The sequence below is a fragment of the Jeotgalibaca dankookensis genome (assembly GCF_002005405.1).
Classification (GTDB): domain Bacteria; phylum Bacillota; class Bacilli; order Lactobacillales; family Aerococcaceae; genus Jeotgalibaca; species Jeotgalibaca dankookensis.
The window spans coordinates 464,453-484,799 of sequence record NZ_CP019728.1 but is presented as its reverse complement, the minus strand read 5'-3'; the positions used below and the strand labels follow the sequence as shown (position 1 = coordinate 484,799).

20 protein-coding genes and 3 other annotated features are annotated in these 20,347 nt (G+C 37.5%); of the genes, 1 reads left to right on the top strand and 19 read right to left on the bottom strand.

Annotated elements, in window-relative coordinates; translation table 11 throughout:
* Window positions 1-5: 5 nt before the first annotated feature.
* The 13 genes from BW727_RS02395 to radC form a co-directional block, all read right to left on the bottom strand.
* Window positions 6-1,205: an acetate/propionate family kinase gene (locus BW727_RS02395; RefSeq protein WP_062467644.1), complete on the bottom strand. Its 1,200-nt coding sequence runs from the start codon at window positions 1,203-1,205 to the stop codon at window positions 6-8.
* Between the two features lie 52 nt (window positions 1,206-1,257).
* On the bottom strand, window positions 1,258-2,265 hold the full coding sequence (locus tag BW727_RS02390; protein ID WP_062467643.1) for a class I SAM-dependent methyltransferase: 1,008 nt from the start codon (window positions 2,263-2,265) through the stop codon (window positions 1,258-1,260).
* Window positions 2,266-2,371: 106 nt separating this feature from the next.
* Window positions 2,372-2,656 carry a 50S ribosomal protein L27 gene (gene rpmA, locus BW727_RS02385; protein ID WP_062467642.1) on the bottom strand — a complete coding sequence of 95 codons (285 nt, stop codon included), beginning with the start codon at window positions 2,654-2,656 and terminating at the stop codon, window positions 2,372-2,374.
* Window positions 2,657-2,688: 32 nt separating this feature from the next.
* Entirely contained in the window at window positions 2,689-3,024 is a 336-nt protein-coding gene (locus tag BW727_RS02380; RefSeq protein ID WP_062467641.1) for a ribosomal-processing cysteine protease Prp, read from the bottom strand.
* A gap of 14 nt (window positions 3,025-3,038) precedes the next feature.
* Entirely contained in the window at window positions 3,039-3,347 is a 309-nt protein-coding gene (rplU, locus tag BW727_RS02375) for a 50S ribosomal protein L21 (RefSeq protein WP_062467640.1), read from the bottom strand.
* Between the two features lie 15 nt (window positions 3,348-3,362).
* Window positions 3,363-3,434 (bottom strand) — a sequence feature (ribosomal protein L21 leader region).
* A 52-nt stretch (window positions 3,435-3,486) separates the two neighbouring features.
* Complete coding sequence (locus tag BW727_RS02370) at window positions 3,487-4,698, bottom strand: MFS transporter (protein ID WP_062467639.1); 1,212 nt, start codon at window positions 4,696-4,698, stop codon at window positions 3,487-3,489.
* Between the two features lie 90 nt (window positions 4,699-4,788).
* Window positions 4,789-5,469 (bottom strand): amino acid ABC transporter ATP-binding protein, encoded by a 681-nt coding sequence (locus tag BW727_RS02365; protein WP_062467638.1) that lies wholly within the window; start codon window positions 5,467-5,469, stop codon window positions 4,789-4,791.
* A 12-nt stretch (window positions 5,470-5,481) separates the two neighbouring features.
* A complete protein-coding gene (locus BW727_RS02360; RefSeq protein WP_062467637.1) occupies window positions 5,482-6,117 on the bottom strand; it encodes an amino acid ABC transporter permease in 636 nt (211 codons plus the stop codon).
* 42 nt (window positions 6,118-6,159) lie between these two features.
* Window positions 6,160-6,951 (bottom strand): amino acid ABC transporter substrate-binding protein, encoded by a 792-nt coding sequence (locus BW727_RS02355; protein WP_062467636.1) that lies wholly within the window; start codon window positions 6,949-6,951, stop codon window positions 6,160-6,162.
* Between the two features lie 124 nt (window positions 6,952-7,075).
* Window positions 7,076-7,330, bottom strand: a binding site (T-box leader).
* Window positions 7,331-7,403: 73 nt separating this feature from the next.
* Window positions 7,404-7,928 (bottom strand): rod shape-determining protein MreD, encoded by a 525-nt coding sequence (mreD, locus tag BW727_RS02345; RefSeq protein ID WP_062467634.1) that lies wholly within the window; start codon window positions 7,926-7,928, stop codon window positions 7,404-7,406.
* Window positions 7,925-8,782, bottom strand: a complete 858-nt coding sequence (mreC, locus tag BW727_RS02340; RefSeq protein WP_062467633.1) for a rod shape-determining protein MreC — start codon at window positions 8,780-8,782, stop codon at window positions 7,925-7,927. Before mreC ends, mreD begins: the two co-directional genes overlap by 4 nt.
* Window positions 8,783-8,951: 169 nt before the next feature.
* Entirely contained in the window at window positions 8,952-9,152 is a 201-nt protein-coding gene (locus BW727_RS02335; RefSeq protein ID WP_062467632.1) for a cold-shock protein, read from the bottom strand.
* Between the two features lie 145 nt (window positions 9,153-9,297).
* On the bottom strand, window positions 9,298-9,984 hold the full coding sequence (gene radC / locus BW727_RS02330) for a RadC family protein (RefSeq protein WP_062467631.1): 687 nt from the start codon (window positions 9,982-9,984) through the stop codon (window positions 9,298-9,300).
* Window positions 9,985-10,167: 183 nt separating this feature from the next.
* Here radC and BW727_RS02325 point away from each other — a divergent pair, with 183 nt between their 5' ends.
* Window positions 10,168-11,103: an IS30 family transposase gene (locus BW727_RS02325; RefSeq protein WP_077795707.1), complete on the top strand. Its 936-nt coding sequence runs from the start codon at window positions 10,168-10,170 to the stop codon at window positions 11,101-11,103.
* Here BW727_RS02325 and BW727_RS02320 read toward each other — a convergent pair.
* From BW727_RS02320 to BW727_RS02295, 6 genes are all read right to left on the bottom strand, one after another.
* On the bottom strand, window positions 11,095-12,408 hold the full coding sequence (locus BW727_RS02320) for a bifunctional folylpolyglutamate synthase/dihydrofolate synthase (RefSeq protein WP_062471198.1): 1,314 nt from the start codon (window positions 12,406-12,408) through the stop codon (window positions 11,095-11,097). The two genes, BW727_RS02325 and BW727_RS02320, sit on opposite strands and share 9 nt — an antisense overlap.
* Window positions 12,409-12,461: 53 nt before the next feature.
* Window positions 12,462-15,107, bottom strand: coding sequence for a valine--tRNA ligase (locus tag BW727_RS02315; protein WP_062471201.1), 2,646 nt, complete (start codon window positions 15,105-15,107; stop codon window positions 12,462-12,464).
* 45 nt (window positions 15,108-15,152) lie between these two features.
* Window positions 15,153-15,374 (bottom strand) — a binding site (T-box leader).
* A 32-nt stretch (window positions 15,375-15,406) separates the two neighbouring features.
* A complete protein-coding gene (tpx, locus tag BW727_RS02310; RefSeq protein WP_062471205.1) occupies window positions 15,407-15,898 on the bottom strand; it encodes a thiol peroxidase in 492 nt (163 codons plus the stop codon).
* A gap of 70 nt (window positions 15,899-15,968) precedes the next feature.
* Window positions 15,969-17,180, bottom strand: coding sequence for a tRNA uracil 4-sulfurtransferase ThiI (gene thiI, locus BW727_RS02305; RefSeq protein ID WP_062471208.1), 1,212 nt, complete (start codon window positions 17,178-17,180; stop codon window positions 15,969-15,971).
* 13 nt (window positions 17,181-17,193) lie between these two features.
* On the bottom strand, window positions 17,194-18,333 hold the full coding sequence (locus BW727_RS02300; protein ID WP_062471211.1) for a cysteine desulfurase family protein: 1,140 nt from the start codon (window positions 18,331-18,333) through the stop codon (window positions 17,194-17,196).
* A 93-nt stretch (window positions 18,334-18,426) separates the two neighbouring features.
* The gene (locus BW727_RS02295; RefSeq protein WP_062471217.1) at window positions 18,427-20,142 is read right to left on the bottom strand and encodes a septation ring formation regulator EzrA; all 1,716 of its coding nucleotides are present in this window, start codon (window positions 20,140-20,142) and stop codon (window positions 18,427-18,429) included.
* Window positions 20,143-20,347: the final 205 nt, after the last annotated feature.

The window sequence follows — 20,347 nt, the reverse complement described above, 5'->3', positions numbered from 1 at the left end:
ATGCTTTAAGCTTTTTCTGCAAAACATACAACATCGCGTAAAATAACCAATTCTTCATCAGTTGGTATCAATAAAACTTTAATCTTGGAATCTTCTGACGAAATAACACGTTCTTCCCCACGGATATTGTTCTTTTCATCATCTATTTCACAGCCAAACCAGCTAATACCATCAATAATAATTTTACGAGTAGAGGCAGCATTTTCGCCAATTCCGGCAGTAAATACAATAGCATCCACACCGTTCATAACTGCAATATATTGACCAATATATTTTTGAACACGGTTATGGAAAATATCTAGTGCAGTCTGAGCACGATCATTACCAGCTTCAGCTGCTTCTTCAATATCACGCATATCACTAGATATACCAGATAAACCTAATAAACCAGATTTTTTATTTAAAATATTAATCATTTCATTAATATCAGTGATTTCTAGTTTATTCATTAAGTAAGGTAGCAAGGAAGCGTCAATATCACCTGAACGTGTTCCCATTGTAACACCTGCTAAAGGAGTAAAGCCCATTGATGTGTCAACTGAAACACCACCATCTACAGCAGTAATCGAAGCACCATTACCCAAATGACAAGTAATAATTTTTAAATCTTCAAGTGGTTTACCTAACATATCTGCTGCACGTTCCGAAACATATTGATGACTTGTTCCATGAGCACCATACTTGCGAGCAGCAAAATCATCATAATATTCCATTGGAATACTATATAGATAATTTTCTTTCGGCATGGTTGTGTGGAATGCTGTATCGAAAACTGCTACACTCGTAATTTCTGGCAATAATTTTTTGAAAGCACGAATTCCTGTTGCATTAGCTGGGTTATGAAGTGGAGCTAATTCGGATAATTCTTCAATTTTTTCTAACACATTATCGGTAATTAGTGTAGATTCTTTAAAAAGTTCTCCTCCTGCAACAACTCGGTGTCCAACACCTGTAATTTCACTAAAATCAGCTATAATTCCTAGTTCTTTCAACTGTTTCATTAATTTTTCAACGGCAACTTCGTGATTTTCAATATCTTCAACGACATTGTATTTTTGGCCATCTCCGTATTTAATTGTAAAAATGGAATTTTTTAAACCGATTCTTTCAATAATTCCTGAAGATACTGTAACCTCTCCTGGCATTTCATATAACGTGAACTTCAAACTTGAACTCCCTGCGTTAATTGCAATAATTTTAGACATTAATTCCGCTCCTATCTGGTTTTGTTAGTATCAATCTCATTAATTATATCATTTATTTTACCCAATTGTTAAATTGACCAAGAAAAGCCTGCATTCTTTTTGCATCTTTTATATTCGGAATGCTTCCTAATAAGACTTCATCTACTTGTCTGGCTTGGTTTCCCTTCTTTTGCAAAATCAAAATTGATTTTTGCATTTGTTCAGAATGAAAGAGACTCTCAGGAAGCTGTAACATTCCTTGAAGATAAGCATTCCCTTTCAGCCAATTCATAAAGACACCTTCTTTATCGCTCTCAATTAGATTTTTTGGAACGATAAAAAATCCCCACCCACCATCTTTTAAATACTTAAGCTGTTGCTCAATGAGAAGAAAGTGCGCATATGAATATCCTTCTTCAAAAGAAGTCGAAAATTTATTTGCACGTTCGGACACGGGATAATAACCAACCGGTAAATCTGTTACGGCCAGATCCGCTGGCTTGATTAATAGCTCTTGCAGACTATCTGAATGATTAAAGCTAATCGCTTGGTCCCACTTTTGTAAGTGAGCATGGTTAGATGCCAGTGCAATTAATAAATCATCATTATCGACTGCCTCAGCAGTAACCTTGTTACCACGTTTTCCTAAGTAATCCATGACTATCATCAATAAATTACCTGTCCCAACTGCTAAATCATGAATATGTAAGGCCTCAGTCGGATCATTCTTAATGGCTCCTATGAAATACGCGAGTAAAAAAGCAATTGTATCAGGAGTCATTTGATGATTGGATTGAATCTTATCTACTCGAATTGCTTTAATAAAACCTAGTTGGACTAACTTACGAACATCTTCACGTGAAAGCTCGTCCCATTTCATTTTTCGATAGAGCCGATTTAATTTCGCTACTACTTCATCTGACGGTAACCCCTCCAACTGCTGGGCTTTACCCTCATAGGCAACATTTTGAAGGGTCTCAGTTAATGCTTCTACATAAGATACATCGATTGCTGTTTGCAGCAACCCGACCGCTTCATCAAATTGATTAAATAAACCTTCTAATTTTCCAATATTTACCATCTGTATCTTCCCTCCTACCATTAAGTTTCAAAAAAAAACTTGCGTCAGGTTATCCCTTCGCAAGTAGTTGTGTGTATGAAAATGGTGTGATTGGTAATACCAATCATTATTGAGCGTTAGGGTAAACGGATACGCGTTTTTTATTACGACCAACACGTTCGAAACGAACGATTCCATCGATTTTGGAAAATAGTGTATCGTCGCCACCTCTGCCTACATTAGCACCTGGATGGATTTTTGTTCCGCGTTGACGGTACAAAATTGAACCACCAGAAACGAGTTGTCCATCTGAACGTTTAGCTCCTAAACGTTTTGAATGGGAATCACGACCGTTACTTGTAGATCCACCACCTTTTTTAGTAGCGAATAATTGTAGATTTAGTTTCAACATGAGTTGCACCTCCCTGGCACAGATTTAAATTATTAGATAGTCTCAATGGTTACATAATCAGGATAAGTCGTTGCAACATCCTGAAGAGATAAATATAAATGTTTGAGCAAAATTTGTGTCACCTGTGCTTGATTCTCTGAAAGGTTAGGTTTAATCTGTGCAAACAGATAACCACCATCATTATCTGCTTCTTCAACAAACATTTGATGATCCGCCATTTTGTCGATGCTGTTTACTGTTTCAATTGCTAAAACAGAAACGGCAGCACAAACAATGTCCTCACCCGCTTCAGCGTAACCTGCGTGTCCGGTAATTTCAAAGGAGTAAATCAGACCCTTTGAATTTTCTATGAATTTTGCAATGATCATTCTGTTCACATCTCTTATGCGTTAATTGCTTCGATCATAACCTTAGTATAAGGTTGACGATGACCTTGTTTACGGTGAGAATCTTTTCTTCTCATATATCTGTAAGTTGTCACTTTTTTCTCGCGGCCTTGTTTTTCAACAGTTCCGACAACAGTTGCGCCTTCTACTAAAGGAGCACCGATTTTAGTGTCTTCTCCACCAACAAAAACAACTTCTTCAAAAGTTACTTGTTCTCCAGCATCAACATTCAATTTTTCAATGTAGATTGGTTGTCCAACTTCAACTTTTAATTGTTTTCCACCTGTTTTTATAATTGCGTACATATTCCTGCACCTCCTTATTATACTTAGACTCGCCGACCAGAGTGTCCAAAAGGAACTTCAACTCTTTACGTGCGGTTGTAGTTGTGGTGCACACATTTACAACATTGGTAGTATACCAAACTTGCTAGAAGCCGTCAAACTAAATCTCAATATTAATCACCGCATACTGGTACCGTTGTTTTGAAAATTCTTTAATCGTCATCATAACTAGAAAACTTGCCAGATAACTACATGATAAAAAGATCATCACTGTGGTGATATTCCCAAAATCCATTAGGAAGCCAATAATAATTGAGGAAAACCCTCCCACTGCTCGTCCTACATTTATAATAAGATTATTTGCCATTGAATGGACGTGTTTGGGATATAATTTACTAACGATTGCTCCATAGCCAGCAAACATTCCGTTTACAAAAAAGCCAACCAAAGCGCCACCGATTAACATTGCAAATTCATTCGTCACTAGAGTGAATAAAAAGACGGCTGAGGCCGAAGCAATTAAAAATATACTATAGGCTAATCTTGGGCCAAAAGCATCCAATGTTCTCCCAAAAAAAATCATCCCAACGGACATCCCAACTATAGTCGCAATCATCCATAAAGAACTTCCCGACACGGTTAACCCAAGACTTTGTTGCATGATTTGTGGCAACCAATTCATCAACCCAAAGTAGCCACTAATTTGCACAATCGCCATAAACATAAGCGCAAAAGTCTGACGCGCGAGTTTTGGTGTTTTAAAAAGTTCTTTATAAGAGGGCTTAATTGCTTTAACCGAATGCTCGGTTTGATTAAGAACATCATCCTTTACATTGAAGTGTACCCAAGCAACAATCAATAAGGGTAATAAACCCAGTAGGAAAAGAAAATTCCAGCCTAATGTCGGTAAAATAATACTTGCTAACAATGCTGCTAAAATATTCCCAACCATTCCAGCGACACCATTATAAGCAGACATTTTGCCCATTTTAGAAGACGGAGTGACTTTAGCTAAGAGACTAATAGCAATTCCGTACTCTCCACCTGTACCAATTCCTGCCAAGAAACGTAGTATGTAAATTGTGGTCATACTGGTAGCAAAATACATACTAGCCGTTGCTAATGCAAATAATATTAAAGTCGTTTTAAATAGCTTGAGGGTCCCGTATTTATCTGCCAAATAACCAAATACCAATCCACCAAGCAACATACCAAAATTCGTGATTGTTGAAATGGATCCCGCTTGAACGTTGGTAATTCCTAAATCAATTATAATTGAAGACAAAGAAAGAGACAGAAACATGTTTGTTAAATCATCTGTTCCTGACCCTATTATTGCAGCACGTTGCACAAGTATTCTATTTTTATCCATAATAATCGCTCCTCAAAATGAATGCTCTCGTCATTCTTTATTTTAGTTCTCCATTATTATACAAGTCTTCACATCTTTTACAAGCTTTATTTAACTCTTATTAATAAAATCAGAAGAAGAAAAAACGCGTGTCCCATATTTTTCTCCAAAAGGAATATCATGGGTTACTATTAAAATACCTGTTCCTTTTTCTGCAATCTTCTTAATTAATTGTCCAATACTGTCGGCTGATTCGCGGTCTAAAGCCGATGTGGGTTCGTCAAAACATAATATCGTGGGATTTAACATCATGGCACGGGCAATAGCGACGCGTTGTTTTTGACCACCAGAAAGTTGTGATGGCATTTTATCCATTTGATCAGTGATTCCCATTTCTTCTGTTAATGCTTCTGCTCGTTGGATAATTTCTGCTTTACTGCCCAATTTCTGAGCCAAAGGTGCTTCTAAGAGATTTTCGCGAACTGTTAAGTTAGGAAACAAGGCGTAATCTTGAAAAACCATTCCAATCTTGTTTTGAAATAATTTCCGCTGTTTACGGGATGCATAAGTCACCCCTTTTTCTGTTTGACTGAACAGTACCGTGTCACCTATCGCTAAGCTGCCACTGTCTGCTGTTTCTAAATTATTTAATATGCGCATGAGGGTCGTCTTACCAGTACCTGATCGCCCGGTTAAAACGATGATATCACCCTTATCAATTTTAAACGAAAAGTTTGATAAAATTGTTTTCCCTTGGAATTTTTTTGAAATTTCTTTTGCTTCTAGTAACATGCTAACCACCTCCTAAAATTTTCTTCTAGACTCAAGGCTATTTAAAATAAGTGTAATAATACCAGTAATTACGAGATATAAAACGCCTACCCCTAAAAATGGGATTAAAGATGCATAGGTATTAGCTGCGATTTGTCCGGCCCGTAATAGCTCACCAATGCCCAATATATAAACGAGGGAAGTATCTTTGACCAAAGATATAATTTCGTTGCCGATTGATGGTAAAACGATTCGAAAAACTTGGGGGATAATAATACGAATAAACCCTCTTAGTTTGCCAATACCTAAAACATCAATCGATTCGAATTGATCCCTTGGAATCGCCATGATTCCTCCTCTGAATATCTCTGCATAATAAGCAGCATAATTAATGATAAAGGCTAAAATTGCTGCAGTAAAACGATCCATAACAATTCCGACAAAAGGAAGGCCAAAGAAGAAAAACATTAACTGCAGTAATAGCGGAGTTCCGCGCATTATAAAAATATATACCTGAATAAGCGCCCCAATCCATCGTGGTGCGTATACGCGCACCACAGCGATTAAAAAACCCAAAGGAATACTGATTAGGCCTACAATAAAAAAGATTCGCAGGGAGATAAGAAAGCCAGACATTAATGATGGCCAAATTGTTTGTATAAGTTCCATATTTAGCGCTCCTTTTTATTCTTGTGGAAAAAAAGTCTCCATTTATTTTGCAAACCATTTTTGATAGATTGTGTCATATGTACCGTTTTCTTTTATTTCAACTAAACCTTCATTTATAGCCTCTTGTAGGGCAGTGTCTTCTTTTCGAATTCCTACACCGTATTCTTCATCCCCAAAGTTATCCGTTAAAACATTAAATTTTTCTGAACCTTTTTGCTTCATAATGTAACGACCCAAAACTTCATCAACTACAATGGCGTCACTTCGGCCACTTTCTAAATCGTTAAAAACATCTGTAAAGGTCGGATAAAGGATGGGTTCTCCCCCATCAAACTTTTCTACAATACCAGTTTCATCCGCTTCCATCGCATTTAGAGTTGCTGATGCTTGTTGCGTTGCGACGACTTGTCCTGCTAAGTCTTCATTACTTTGAATGTCACTATCGTTTAACGTCACAATAATTTGGGAATTTTCTAAATAAGCATCACTGAAAGCGACTTTTTCCTTCCGCTCCTCCGTAATAGTATAACCATTCCATATCAAATCAATATTACCAGCATTTAATTCCGTTTCTTTCATCACCCAATCAATCGGTTGAAATTCAAAACGCAATCCACTGAGTTTACCAATCTCCGTTGCAAAATCTACATCGAAACCAACAATATCACCCTCGACATCACGAAAACTCATTGGTGCAAACGTTTCATCTAAACCGATGATGTAGGACTCTTTTAAAGCACCATCAACTATGGATTCTGTCGTTTCTGTTTCTACTTCTTGTCCACATGCGGCTAGTAAAAGTGTGGAAGTTGCTAGCATTATCAGTTTTTTCATGATTATTTCCTCCTAATTTAAATAGCTCTTATACCTAGCGAAATGGTAGCGATGGGGTTTTACCAGTATTTCATCGGCTGCAGTCCAACAAAAAAATCGCCCTTTGATTCCCTATAATAGGAAATCAAAGGACGATAGCAAATTTGCTTCGTGGTTCCACCTTTATTTGTAATACCTTCACAGATATTACCTTGTCACGTTCATTTATTAAACGTTAGTGCGATAACGGGCACACCCGAGTCTACTTACTTGCGATCGTAATCTTTTCGGTAGGCTTGCTCAGAGATGTGTGTTCATTTCCCTCAAACGTTTGCTTCCACCAAGCGCAAACTCTCTATTGAATGTTTGGAAAACTACTTTTTCTCTTCTAGGCATTTCATTTAGGTAGAGTAATAATAACACATATTTTTTTAATGACAAGTATGAAACACTTTTTCTATGATTTAATTCAGTTAACGATACATCCAATCACTTAGCTTCCTCAAAGGCAAATAAGTAAAAACAAGGAAAAACGTATTTAACAATAAGGTGGGTGCGAGACGAGTTATTAAAAATCGAAAGAAAGACATATCAACCAAACTAAGTATCGTGTAGGTCGTAAAAGAAAATATTTCAATATAACTTAAACTTAAAAAATAAAGCAATAACAAAACCAATGGTGTTAATTGTACATATTTTTGACTTCGTTTCAAAAGATAAATACAAGAAACAATACCTGCCGTATAAATTCCTACTACCCCTACGTAGTAACTGTCATAAATAACACCAAAAATGAATGCATAAAAAAAGAGCGGCTGTTTAGGAAATAAGAGCGATAAAACAATTAATAATACCATCATCAATCGCGGTACCAGCACATAATTGCCATCGATTAATTGGGAGGAGAATACATTCATAATAATGCCATCTAAAATCAATCCTAAAAAAATAATCAACGGGATGACGTAGGTATGGCTTAATTTACGATTCCGAATCATTCCTCGATTACCTCACTCCCCCGAACGATAACTGTTACAAAAGAAGCATCCGAAAGATTTCCAGCAGGTTCAATTGTAACCTCTTGGAATAAACCAAGCTCATCCATTCTAACTTCTTTTACCGTTCCAATGACTAATCCTTTTGGAGAGATACCACCTAAACCGGAAGTAACAATTTGTTTCCCGAGTTCGATTTTCGCTTTGGGGTCGATCTCTGACATAATTAATAAATGACTCTTTTCCTCATAATTATCAACAATACCATGGATTGTATAATCGGCCATTTGAATTTCTGCAGAGATACGATTAGCAGCTGCATTTTTGGTTGATAACAGTAATACTTTAGCAGTTGTCGCACTCACTTCCGATACACGACCAATCAGTCCTTGTCCTGACATAACAGACATATCTACTGCTAAACCATCTCGACTTCCTTTGTCGATGACAATTTGATCCAACCAAGTATCTGGATTTCGAGCAATAACCGTTGCATTAATTTTAGTATATTCGGTTAAGTTTTTTTGTAATGCTAACTCTTCTTTCATAGCCTGGTTTTCTTCTGTAAGACTATACAGATTCGCTTGCATATTTTCTAAGTCATCTATTTTCTTTTTTAGATGTTGGTTTTCTTCATAAGTATGGATTAGATTATCCACTGAGTCCACAAAACTATCCGCTATCTCCCCTGGTTTAGCTAAAATAGCTGTCCCAAGACTAGTTATATCATTTATAAACAACTGCGAAGATGACGTTTCTTCTCGGCTACGAGTGATAGAGAAGGCAATTGTACTGATAAAAATAATAACGGAAATTAATAAGACGATCATTCTTTTATTATTGAAAAATTGATTCACCTCTATACCTCATTTCCTCTTTTTGAATAAAGCATCCCTCATATTTTAACATAAAAAAGTCCTTTAAAATAGAAATTCGTAATTATATTAAATCTTTAATATTTTAAGAAAATAAAAAAAGTCGAGACATATAAATGTCTCAACTTTTCATTACAATTGATTGAAAAAATTATATTTTTTCTACGTTTGATGCTTGAGGTCCACGATCGCCTTCAACGATGTCGAAAGAAACTGCTTGTCCTTCTTCTAATGTTTTAAATCCATCGCTGTTGATTGCTGAGAAATGTACGAATACGTCTTCTCCGTTTTCACGTTCGATAAATCCAAAACCTTTTTCTGAGTTAAACCATTTTACTGTTCCATTTTCCATGTAAATATTCCTCCTCGTGCAATTTGCACAAATATTGATGTTATTTGCAAATGGTACGATCGGAATGTTCACGACATAACTTTCTTTACCTTACAAAAACACAAGCTTATTATACCGTTAGAATGATAAGTTTGCAAGTAATGTGCTAGATTATTCCGTATTCTTTCAAGCTTATATATTTTTGGTCTCCAACAATAAAATGATCCAATAAATCAATCCCCATCATTTCACCACACTCCACCATTCTCCTTGTAAAAACTAAATCGGCCTCTGATGGTTCTGGATTACCCGAGGGATGATTATGGGCAAGAATAATTCGCGCTGCTGCAAAACGAACTGCTTCTCTAAATATTTCACGCGGATGCGCCACACTGCTATTTAAGCTACCCACAAAGATTGTTTTCTTTTTAATAATTTCATTTTTGGTATTTAAATAAAGTGCAATAACATGCTCTTGCTGTAGATCCCGCATCTCTTCCATAAACAAACCACCGGCTGCTTTTGTAGAGGTAATAATTCCACTTTTAAGTTGGGAGGAATGAGCCAAGCGTAATCCTAGCTCTATGCAAGCCTTGATTTCAATTGCTTTTGTTGGTCCGATACCATTAATTGCTGTCAGCTCTTCTACTGAAGCCATTTTTAATGAGTGAAGATCTTCAAACTCATTTAATACCCGCATCGCTAATTGTAAAACATTACTATCTTTTGGACCAGTTCGTAATAAAATTGCCAACAATTCATGCGTTGCAAGTGCTTTTTCGCCATAGCTTGCTAGTCTTTCACGTGGTCGTGATGATTTTGGAACTTCTCGAACTAATGTTGTCTCTTGCATATCTTCTCTCCTCTATTTCCTTCTATAGATATAAATATGCAAAAAAAGTAAAATGACGTTTTTTTATTTTATTTATCCGATGAATTGTAATATTAAGTGCAACACCTAGGTAAAATAAAAGAAACCCATGACGACCTCGTGTAGAATGGAGTTACCACACAACATTCGACTGGAGGACTCGCCATGAGCTACACTCATTTTACCATAGCCGAACGCTCAAAAATAGAAACGCTTCGTGATCTAGGTTTTTCGATCCGCCGGATCGCTCGAATCCTTGGTCGTGCCCCTTCTTCTGTTTCACGGGAACTGAACAGGAACCCATATTATCAGTGTGATCAGGCACAGGAACGCTATAAACAAAAGAAAGCGAACTGTGGAGCAAAATCAAAGTTGACTTCTGAAATCAAAGAAAAGGTTCAGGAAAAACTAACTCTTACCTCGTCTCCAGAACAAATTGTAGGCCGGCTATTTCAAGGGAAAATTTCTTTCAAAACAATCTATCGCTGGCTCTATTACGGTCTCTTACAAGTTCCATTGTCCGTTCTGAGACAAAAAGGCAAACGACAGAAACCAAAAGAAACCAGAGGAAGATTCAATATCGGAACCTCTATTTCAAAACGACCAAAAGACGTCAAGAAGCGAACGACCTTCGGTCACTGGGAGCTGGACACCGTCGTATCAGGACGCGGACAGGCAAAAGGTTGCGTTGCTACTTTCCTAGAGAGGAAAAGCCGCTGGTACCTCGCCATCAAAATTCCCAACCGTTCCGCTTCCTCAATGGAAGGGGCTATACGAAAACTGACTACGCTTTTTCCTGAAACTGCCTTCCAAAGTTTTACGACAGACAGAGGAAAGGAATTCAGCTGTTATCCTGTCATTGAAGAAGACTTAAGCATCCCTGTTTATTTCGCAGATCCTTATTCTTCTTGGCAACGAGGAAGCAATGAAAACAGTAATGGACTCCTGAGGGAGTTCTTTCCGAAGAGAACCAACTTTGATCATGTGGAACAGGAAGAACTTCAAAAAGCTTTGTACCTGATTAATAATAGACCAAGAAAATGTCTTGGCTACCGAACGCCTCACGAGGTCTTTATGGAAGAGGTGTTGCACTTAATTTGACAAACTATCATCCATAAAGAAATGCCGGACATCAGATAGGAAGTACAAGGAGCCAGTCACAAGCAAGATTTCATCATCGGTTAAGTTTGCTTTCAGACTATTTAACGCTTGTTTCCAGTCTTCATGATAGATTGCTTTTGGAATAGCCATCCGTTCCTTTAAATCAGCTAGGCTTGCAACACGTGGAAAATCAAACGTTGTAAGATGTATTTCATGATTGGGAATTTTTTGTAACCATATGGCTATTTTTTCAAGCTCTTTTGTCGTCAAAGCCGCAAAGAGTATTTTTATTTTTTTATCGGAAAAGTTACCCTCTATAGTCTCTAAAAGTGCACTGAGTGCTGGCTCGTTATGTGCACCATCTAAAATAATAAAAGGCTTCTGAGAAATAATTTCCATCCGTACCGGCCAAAAAGTTTCTTTAAAGCCTTTTCTAATCGTCTCTTTGGAATATGTTAACCCCAAACGATCACAGTATAAAAGAAAAGCCTGGAGAGCCGTTGCCGCATTATCAACTTGATGATGTCCCATTAAGCTAATCGCAATATTTTCTATAAATTGGTTTGAATTTTGAAAATTAAAGTATTCATGAAAGGCCTGCTTTTTTGGTAAATCAATCGCTTGAAAATCATCTTTATAAGCTTGAACACCACTCTCAGTCTCTTGAGCTACCTCGTAAATAACTTTCTTAGCTGTATCGGGAATATTTCCTAAAATAGCCGGAACTCCTTTTTTAAGAATACCAGCTTTTTGAAAGGCAATTTCTTCCAAACTATTTCCTAATATTTGCACATGATCCATACCAATAGTGGTAATAATGGTTACCTCTGGAGTGACTATATTTGTACTATCATAAAGACCACCCAAGCCAACCTCTATCAAAACGACATCTGGTTGAGACATTGAAAAATAGCGAAACATCATAGCCGTAACGACTTCAAATTCTGTTAATCCGCCTAATTCAGTCTGCGAAATTTCTTCACATAAAGGATAGAGGTCATTGGCTAACTGTCTAACCGTTTCGTCAGAAATTGGCGTTCCGTTTAAGCTGATTCGCTCATTAAATTTCATAATATGAGGGGATGTGAAACTCCCTACACTATGGCCAGCTGTTTGAAATAAACTGGTCAAATAAGCGACTGTTGAGCCCTTTCCATTCGTTCCAGCAATATGGATGGATGGAAAGTCTCTTTCAGGATGATTCATTTTGTTCATTAACCATTCCATTCGTCGTATACCTGGTTTTGGTCCGAAACCTCTTCTTGTATGAATCCAATCCAGTGCTTCTTCATAAGTCGTAAACACCTTTTCACCTTCACTCTAAAGAGATGGCTGATTTTTCAGCCATCTCTTATTTTTTATAGTTGCTCTTTTAATTTTTCAATCCGCTCTTTTACAGTTGCTAATTTTTCACGATAATCTTTTTCTTTGATTTGTTCTGCTTCAACAACTTTTTGTGGCGCCTTGTTGATAAACTTATCATTAGAAAGTTTTTTAACAACTCGGTCAACTTCTTTTTCAAGTTTAGCTGCTTCTCCACTTAGACGGGTGATTTCATCTTCTAATTTAATTAAACCAGCTAAAGGCATATGGACCTCACCACCAGATATAATTGCCGTTACTGTTTCACCTGAGGTTTCAATATTCTGACCTATTTCTAGACTTTCAGGGTTACAAAAACGAATAATATAAGCTTGGTTTTGTGTAAATATTCTTTCCGTTTCTTCATCTAGAACGTTTATTTGCATCGGAACTTTTTTAGATAGTGGAGTATTCATTTCATTACGGATGTTACGAACACCACGTATCAATCCAATCAATTTATCCATTGCCGATTCAGATTCAGAATCAATGAATTCTTTATCAAACGTTGGGTAATCCGCAACCACAATAGACGTTCCTTCATGCGGTGCATTTTGCCAAATTTCTTCCGTTACAAAAGGCATAATTGGATGTAGCAGACGTAAAATATTATCCAAAACGTAAGCTAGTACACTACGAGCTGTATGTTTGGCTGTTTCGTCCTCGCCTTGAAGCACTTCTTTTGTCATTTCGATGTACCAATCACAATAATCATCCCAAATGAAATGATAAAGTGTCTTACCAGCTTCTCCAAATTCAAACTTATCAAAGAGTTCGGTAACTTTTTCAATGGTTCGATTTAACTTAGAAAGGATCCATTTATCAGCCAGTGTTTTCTCCCCTGAGATATCAATCTGATTGTAAGTTAATCCGTCCAAGTTCATTAGTACATAGCGACTGGCATTCCAAATTTTATTAATAAAGTTCCAAGATGCATCCATCTTTTCATAACTAAAGCGCACATCTTGCCCTGGCGCCGAACCATTGGCTAAGAACCAACGCAAGGCATCGGCTCCGTATTGTTCAATGACTTCCATTGGATCAATACCATTTCCTAATGATTTACTCATTTTACGTCCATCTTCATCACGTATCAAGCCATGAATCAAAACGTTCTCAAATGGTGCTTGGTCAGTAAATTCGAGTGATTGGAAAATCATCCGACTGACCCAGAAGAAAATAATATCATAACCGGTCACCAAGGTACTGGTTGGGAAATAACGCTTAAAGTCAGCAGATTCTTCATCCGGCCACCCCATCGTTGAAAATGGCCATAGAGCAGAACTAAACCAAGTATCCAAAACATCTGGATCTTGTTCCCAGTTTTCTATATCCGCTGGTCCCTCCATTCCGACAAACATTTCTCCTGTTTCTTTATGATACCAAGCTGGTATTTGATGTCCCCACCACAATTGACGCGAAATAACCCAATCATGGACGCCTTCCATCCACCGCATAAAGGTTCCTTCAAATCGTTCCGGGAAAAAATTAACTTTATCATCTGTCGTTTGGTTTGCCATCGCCGATTCAGCTAGTGGTTGCATTTTTACAAACCATTGGGTTGAAATACGTGGTTCTACTACTACGTCTGTTCGCTCCGAATGACCTACACTGTGAACCATTTCTTCAACTTTAACTAAAAGTCCTAATTCTTCCATATCTTTTACAATCGCTTTACGCGCTACAAAACGATCCATACCTTGGTATTTCCCTGCTAATTCATTCATCGTTGCATCTTTATTCATAACAACTAGTTGTTGTAAATCATGGCGTAAACCAATTTCAAAGTCATTAGGATCGTGAGCCGGGGTAATTTTAACGACACCCGTTCCAAATTCTCGATCAACATAGTCGTCTGCTATAATTGGAATTTCGCGGTTAACTAATGGCAGCATAATTGATTTACCAATTAGTTGGTTATAACGTTCATCTTCTGGATGAACCGCCACGGCAGTATCTCCTAACATTGTCTCAGGACGCGTTGTTGCTAATTCTAAATAGCCCGTTCCATCCGCTAAAGGGTAGCGGAAATGATAGAAAGCACCATTGACATCTTTATGAATCACTTCGATATCCGAAAGTGCCGTTTGTGCTTTTGGATCCCAGTTAATGATATAAGCGCCACGGTAAATGAGCCCTTTTTCATAAAGTTTGACGAAGACTTTTCGAACCGATTCAGATAACCCTTGGTCTAAGGTAAAACGCTCACGGTCATAATCAACAGAAATACCCATTTTTTCCCATTGGTCACGGATAACACTGGCATAGTCCTCTTTCCATTCCCATACTTTGTTAACAAAAGCTTCTCGACCTAAATCATAGCGAGAAATGCCTTCTTTAGCGAGTTTCTCTTCCACTTTAGCTTGCGTTGCAATTCCTGCATGATCCATACCTGGTAACCATAAGGTGTCATATCCTTGCATGCGTTTCATACGAATCAACATATCTTGTAAGGTAACATCCCATGCATGGCCTAAGTGTAAGCGGCCAGTGACATTTGGTGGGGGAATAACGATGGAGTAAGGTTTTGCCTCCATATTTCCATTTGGACGGAACAATTTATTGTGAACCCACTCTTGATATTTACCTTTTTCAACTTCTAAGGGTTGATATTTGGTTGACATACTTTCTTCTACTGTCATCATTTTCATCCTTTCATATTTAAATAAAAAAAACGCCCTGCAACTATGCAGGACGATTAACTCGCGGTACCACCTAAACTTATGGGCATACTCTACCCATCTCTCAATTTGATAACGGAGGTATCTCCGAGTAAAATTACACAGTTCCCCTTCATTTCACTTGCTCCTAGGCTACTTTCATCGCGTTCGTTAAAAAAGCTCTCACCATTCACTTTTTTCTCTGTGTAACGTTTACGAAATTACTTTTCCTAGTCCAATCGCATCTTTACTTAGATAGTCTATCATCAAATGAATCATTTTTAAAGTAAATCTTTTGCCGCACCTATTGCTGCATCGTAGTTTGGTTCCTCAACCATTTCTGGAACAATTTCTTTGTAAGCTAATAGCCCATCTGCTGTAATCACAAAAACGCTACGCGCTAGTTTATCTAAACTTGGCATATTAATTCCAAATGCTTGGCCAAACTCACCCTTATCGTCAATCCACATTTCCATGTCTAAACCTTGTGCTGCGCACCAGTTGTTCAATTCTTCCTTGGTGTTTCTAGAAACTGAAATAAGTTGGATATTATCAATATTAGCAGCCTTTTCATTAAAGGTGCGTGTTTGTTGGTCGCATACACTTGTATTGATGTCAGGGAAAACGCTCAATATTGCTAATTGACCTTTTAAGGTCTCATTACTCACCGTTTCACCTTTGATAGTTGTTAATGAAAATGAGGGAATAGCTTCCCCTACTGTTGGTACGGTACCTTCTAGTGGAATTGCTTGACCTTTACGTGTAATTTCCATAATTATTCCTCCTTAAATGATTTAATTCTATTATACCAATAAAAGGTACAATTGTAAGAAATAACACTTCTTATAGTAAGGCAGAATAGTCTCGGCCTTTTTCGCTTGAAGACAATTGCTCATTCATTTTAGTCACAATCATGCCACCCACACTCCGCTCAACCAATCCGGAAATATCTAACAGCTGCTCAAAGCGATGAATTTTATCGAAATGCGGACGTGTTTTGGGGGCACGTGGCGCAAATAACGTACAACAATCTTCAAAGGGTTGAATTGATAAGTCGAAGGTATCAATTCTTTTAGCTAACGCAATGATTTCATTTTTATCCATAGTTGCGAGGGGCCGGATAATCGGCGTGCAAGTTACTTCGTTAATAACCGCCATACTGTCTAAGGTTTGAGAAGCAACTTGTCCTAAACTTTCGCCATTAAAAATAACAGTATGCTTCTTTTTTGCACGCACCTTATCCGTTATTCGCAACATCATACGTCTTGTAATCGTCATGGCATATTCATCGGGTATTTTAGCTTTTATTTCTTCTTGTATTTCAGTAAAAGGAACTTCAATAAAAGAGATTTCTCCGCCAAATCGTGTTAATTTTGTCGTTAAATCTTGTGCTTTTTTCAAAGCTTGAGGACTGGTATAAGGGGGGCTGTGAAAATGCAAGGCTTCAATTTGAACGCCGCGTTTCATCGCCAAATAGCCTGCAACAGGAGAGTCAATACCTCCAGAAAGCATCAGCATACCGCGACCATTTGATCCTACTGGTAATCCGCCAGCTCCAGAATAAGTTTCTGTACTCACTAAAAAATAATCTTCTTTTACATCAAAACGAATTCGTATCTCAGGATTTTTCATTTTAACCCGCAGGTCCGGATATGCGTCTAATATAGCTGCTCCCAATTTTGAATTTATCCAAGCAGTGTCATGTTCATAGGTATGGTCAGATCGACGGGTGTCCACTTTAAAGGTGGTCCCTGCTTTGGCTTTTTTACCTAATGCTTCGACAATAAAAGTTTGTGCCCTTTCGTAGTCACGTGGTAAGACATAAACAGGTGAAAAATTAGCTATCCCAAATATGTCTTTTAAGCGTTCGATTACAGCTGCTTCATCTTCTCCATTTAAATTAAGAAATATAAAGTCATGTGTTGGCTTCACTTCAATTTGAGGAAAAGCGAATGTCGCTTGTCGTATATTTCTAGTTAATTGTTGGACAAACCTCTTTTTATTTTTACCTTTCGTTGATAATTCTCCAAAACGAATTTGGATACGTGTCTCCATTTGTCATTCCTTCTTACTTTTGTATTTTTTTAAATTTTCTATGTAACTGATCAAATATTTTTTTAAAGTCCTCGACTTCTTCGACCGTATTGTCTTTTGACAAACTGATGCGTACGGCGCAACGCGACCAACTATCACAAACTCCCATAGCCTGTAACGTAGCCGGTGTATCACTTTTTTTACTTGCACAAGCACTTGTCGTTGAAAGGATGACTCCTGCATCTTCAAACGCATGAACCATAACTTCCCCTCGGACATCGCGCATCGCAAAGCAAATGATATGTGCGGCCCCTTCTACACCACTAAATAATCGGACATCTGCAAATGATTTTAAAAACTTCATAAGTAAATCACGCAATTTCTTTTCATGTTGACGGGTTTCCAGATTATCTTCAATTGTAATTCGAAGAGCACGAGCGGTCGCTGCTATACCTGGCAAGTTCTCAGTAGAGCTTCTTTCGCCCGACTCTTGTCCACCACCACTTAACAATGGCGCTAAACGTCGGCCTGCTTTCTTATAAACAATTCCTACTCCTTTTGGACCATTAAATTTGTGCGCAGATAGGACTAAAAAGTCAATACGCGAATGGGTAATGACTGCTCTCTGTTCAGTAACTGCTTGGACAGCATCCACATGGTAATGAATTCGTGGGTAGTGCTCTAGAATATCGCCTACTTCTTTAAGTGGTTGAACGGCACCTACTTCATTATTAACGGCTATTAAGGATACGAGGATGGTATCGGTGCGAATAGCGTGCTCTAAATCCGCAGTTGAAATGACACCACGTTCATTTACCGGGAGATAAGTTATTTCAAACCCTAGCTTTTCCAGTTGCTTCATAGATTTTGAAACTGCAGGATGTTCAACCGCAGAAGTGATAATATGTTTACCATGTGGGTATTTTTCCATAGCAGTTCCTTTAATCACCCAATTATCACCCTCGGTTCCCCCACTCGTAAAGTATATTTCCTGCGGGGAAACCTCTAGCAGACGTGCTACTTGTTGGCGTGCCTGTTGAAGGAGCTGGTCCGCATAGACACCTTCTTGATGCAAAGAAGAAGGGTTTCCAAAGACTTCCTCACTGACTTTAAAGTACGTTTCTAATGCTTCTGGAAATATTTTTGTTGTTGCACTATTATCAAAATAAATCATCGCTTAATCCTTTCTGTTTTTTACATAGCGAAAGCTGAGACATAAAACGCTATGTCTCAGCTTTACTTGTTTTATATAGAGGTCCCGTATATTTTAGGACTGACGCTTTTTGTCTTCACGATAACTTTTTTCTACCTTCTCAAATGCGCCTGATTCAATTTTATCTAACGCTTGCTTCATAATTGACATGGCACCTTCATAATCATACGAGACTTGGAAGAGTTGCATGGCTTCGCTTGTTGCACGCTCTATATCGGGATATTCTTGGCGATAACGATTTGCATATTGAATTAAGTATTCAGTCATATTTGCGTAATCCAATATTTCTTCCGTTCGTTTTTCTAGCATTTCGATGTCTTCTTTACACATTGTTGTTAATTTTTCAATTTCCTCGATATCGATTTTTAATCGATTTAATTTAGAGGACAACTCTTCAATACGGTTAGAGACTGAAAAGAATAAATCTAAGTACATAGGAGAAAGTCCTGGTAAATGCTGCTTTTCTAAAGTCCGTTTCATGTTGCGCATATTCATTTCAAAAGTATCGACAGCACTTTTTGCTTGTTTTTCACGATTACGTAAATTACTTAGCTTAGAGACAAAATCGGATTGTTCTTTATCAATTTGTGCTAATTTTTGAGAAACTTTTTCATAATAAGCTTTTGTTGCGGTATATGAGATTTGATGTTCACTCACCATTTTATCATGGTATCGGAGCACTTCATTTTCTGCAAGTAACTGTTCTTCATACTCTTGCGCACGACTTAATTCATTGTTGTTTAAGAAGAAGTTTTGAGAAACACGATCGATTTCAAGTAGCACATAGCGGTTACTTTGCATGACATGATCCATTTTACGAGAAAGGTTCGCTTGATGGCGATCAACAAACTCTTTGGCCTCCATCTCATTCTCCATAACTGTATAAGTTTCATCAATAATTTGTTCCGTTTTATCCATTTTTTTCCGTGCACCACTTACATCAGCTTGAGCTAGTGCTTTTTTTGCTTCTTTAAGAACCATTTCAATTTCATTAAATTTTTCTGGAACATTCACATGATCAAAAACATATTTATCGGCAATTAAACGATCATAGCCATCACGTAAGTCTTCGAGTTGCTCTTGATACTCTTCGTTAATTTGATTGTTTAATTCTGGTATTTCGGTCACAACTTCCTCAAGAACTGTTAAATCTTCATTGATACGATCAAGAATTTCTTTTGCTTCCATATGATCGCCTTCGTTTGTTAAAGAATTAAACTTGGTGAAATCGAGTTCCATATAGTTTAAGTTCTTCTCGAGTGTTTCAACAGCAGGCCCAAATGTAAAACTATGTGCGAGTAGTTGCTTGCGTATTTTATTATAACGTTCTTTGCTTTCTTCCAGCTCTTTGCGATTTTCTTGAGCGCTTTCTAGAAGTTCTTCAAGTGCGCGATTAACTTTTAAAACACTTGTTTCCGTCTCTTCAATTAGCTTGTTCGTATGGTCAATGGCTTGTTTTGCTTTTATAAATTTAAATTGTTGAATATTGTCTTCTGCTTTACTAAGTGTGGCTTCAATTTCAGGATATTGAAAACGTGTGATTGTCTGCCAAGTTGCCTGCCAACTTTCGTAAGTACGTCTTGTCTGTCCCGTTAAATTAAGGTTCTTTAAAGTATATAGATTATCCGCAACGGGAATTGTCATCATCTTATGCTTTTTTTTCTGTGTTTCTTTGATACGATTTGCTTGTTTGCGATTTAGATAGTAGACAATAGCATAGCCAACTAAAGCGACTACTAATATTCCTGCTAACCAGTAAAATAAGTCCATTTAAGAATCCTCCATCTAGTCTATTTTTGTTATGACTTCACTTTAACAAAACGACCATAGTGTCATCGTTTAGTATAGCATAGTTTTTTTTATAAAAAAAGTGACCGCTAAAGGAATAAGCGTGTTTCTTTTTAGATAACGATTTGCAAAAAGTATTGAATGATGGTATGATGGTGAATGTGTAAAATAATGCAGCGAAAATAGA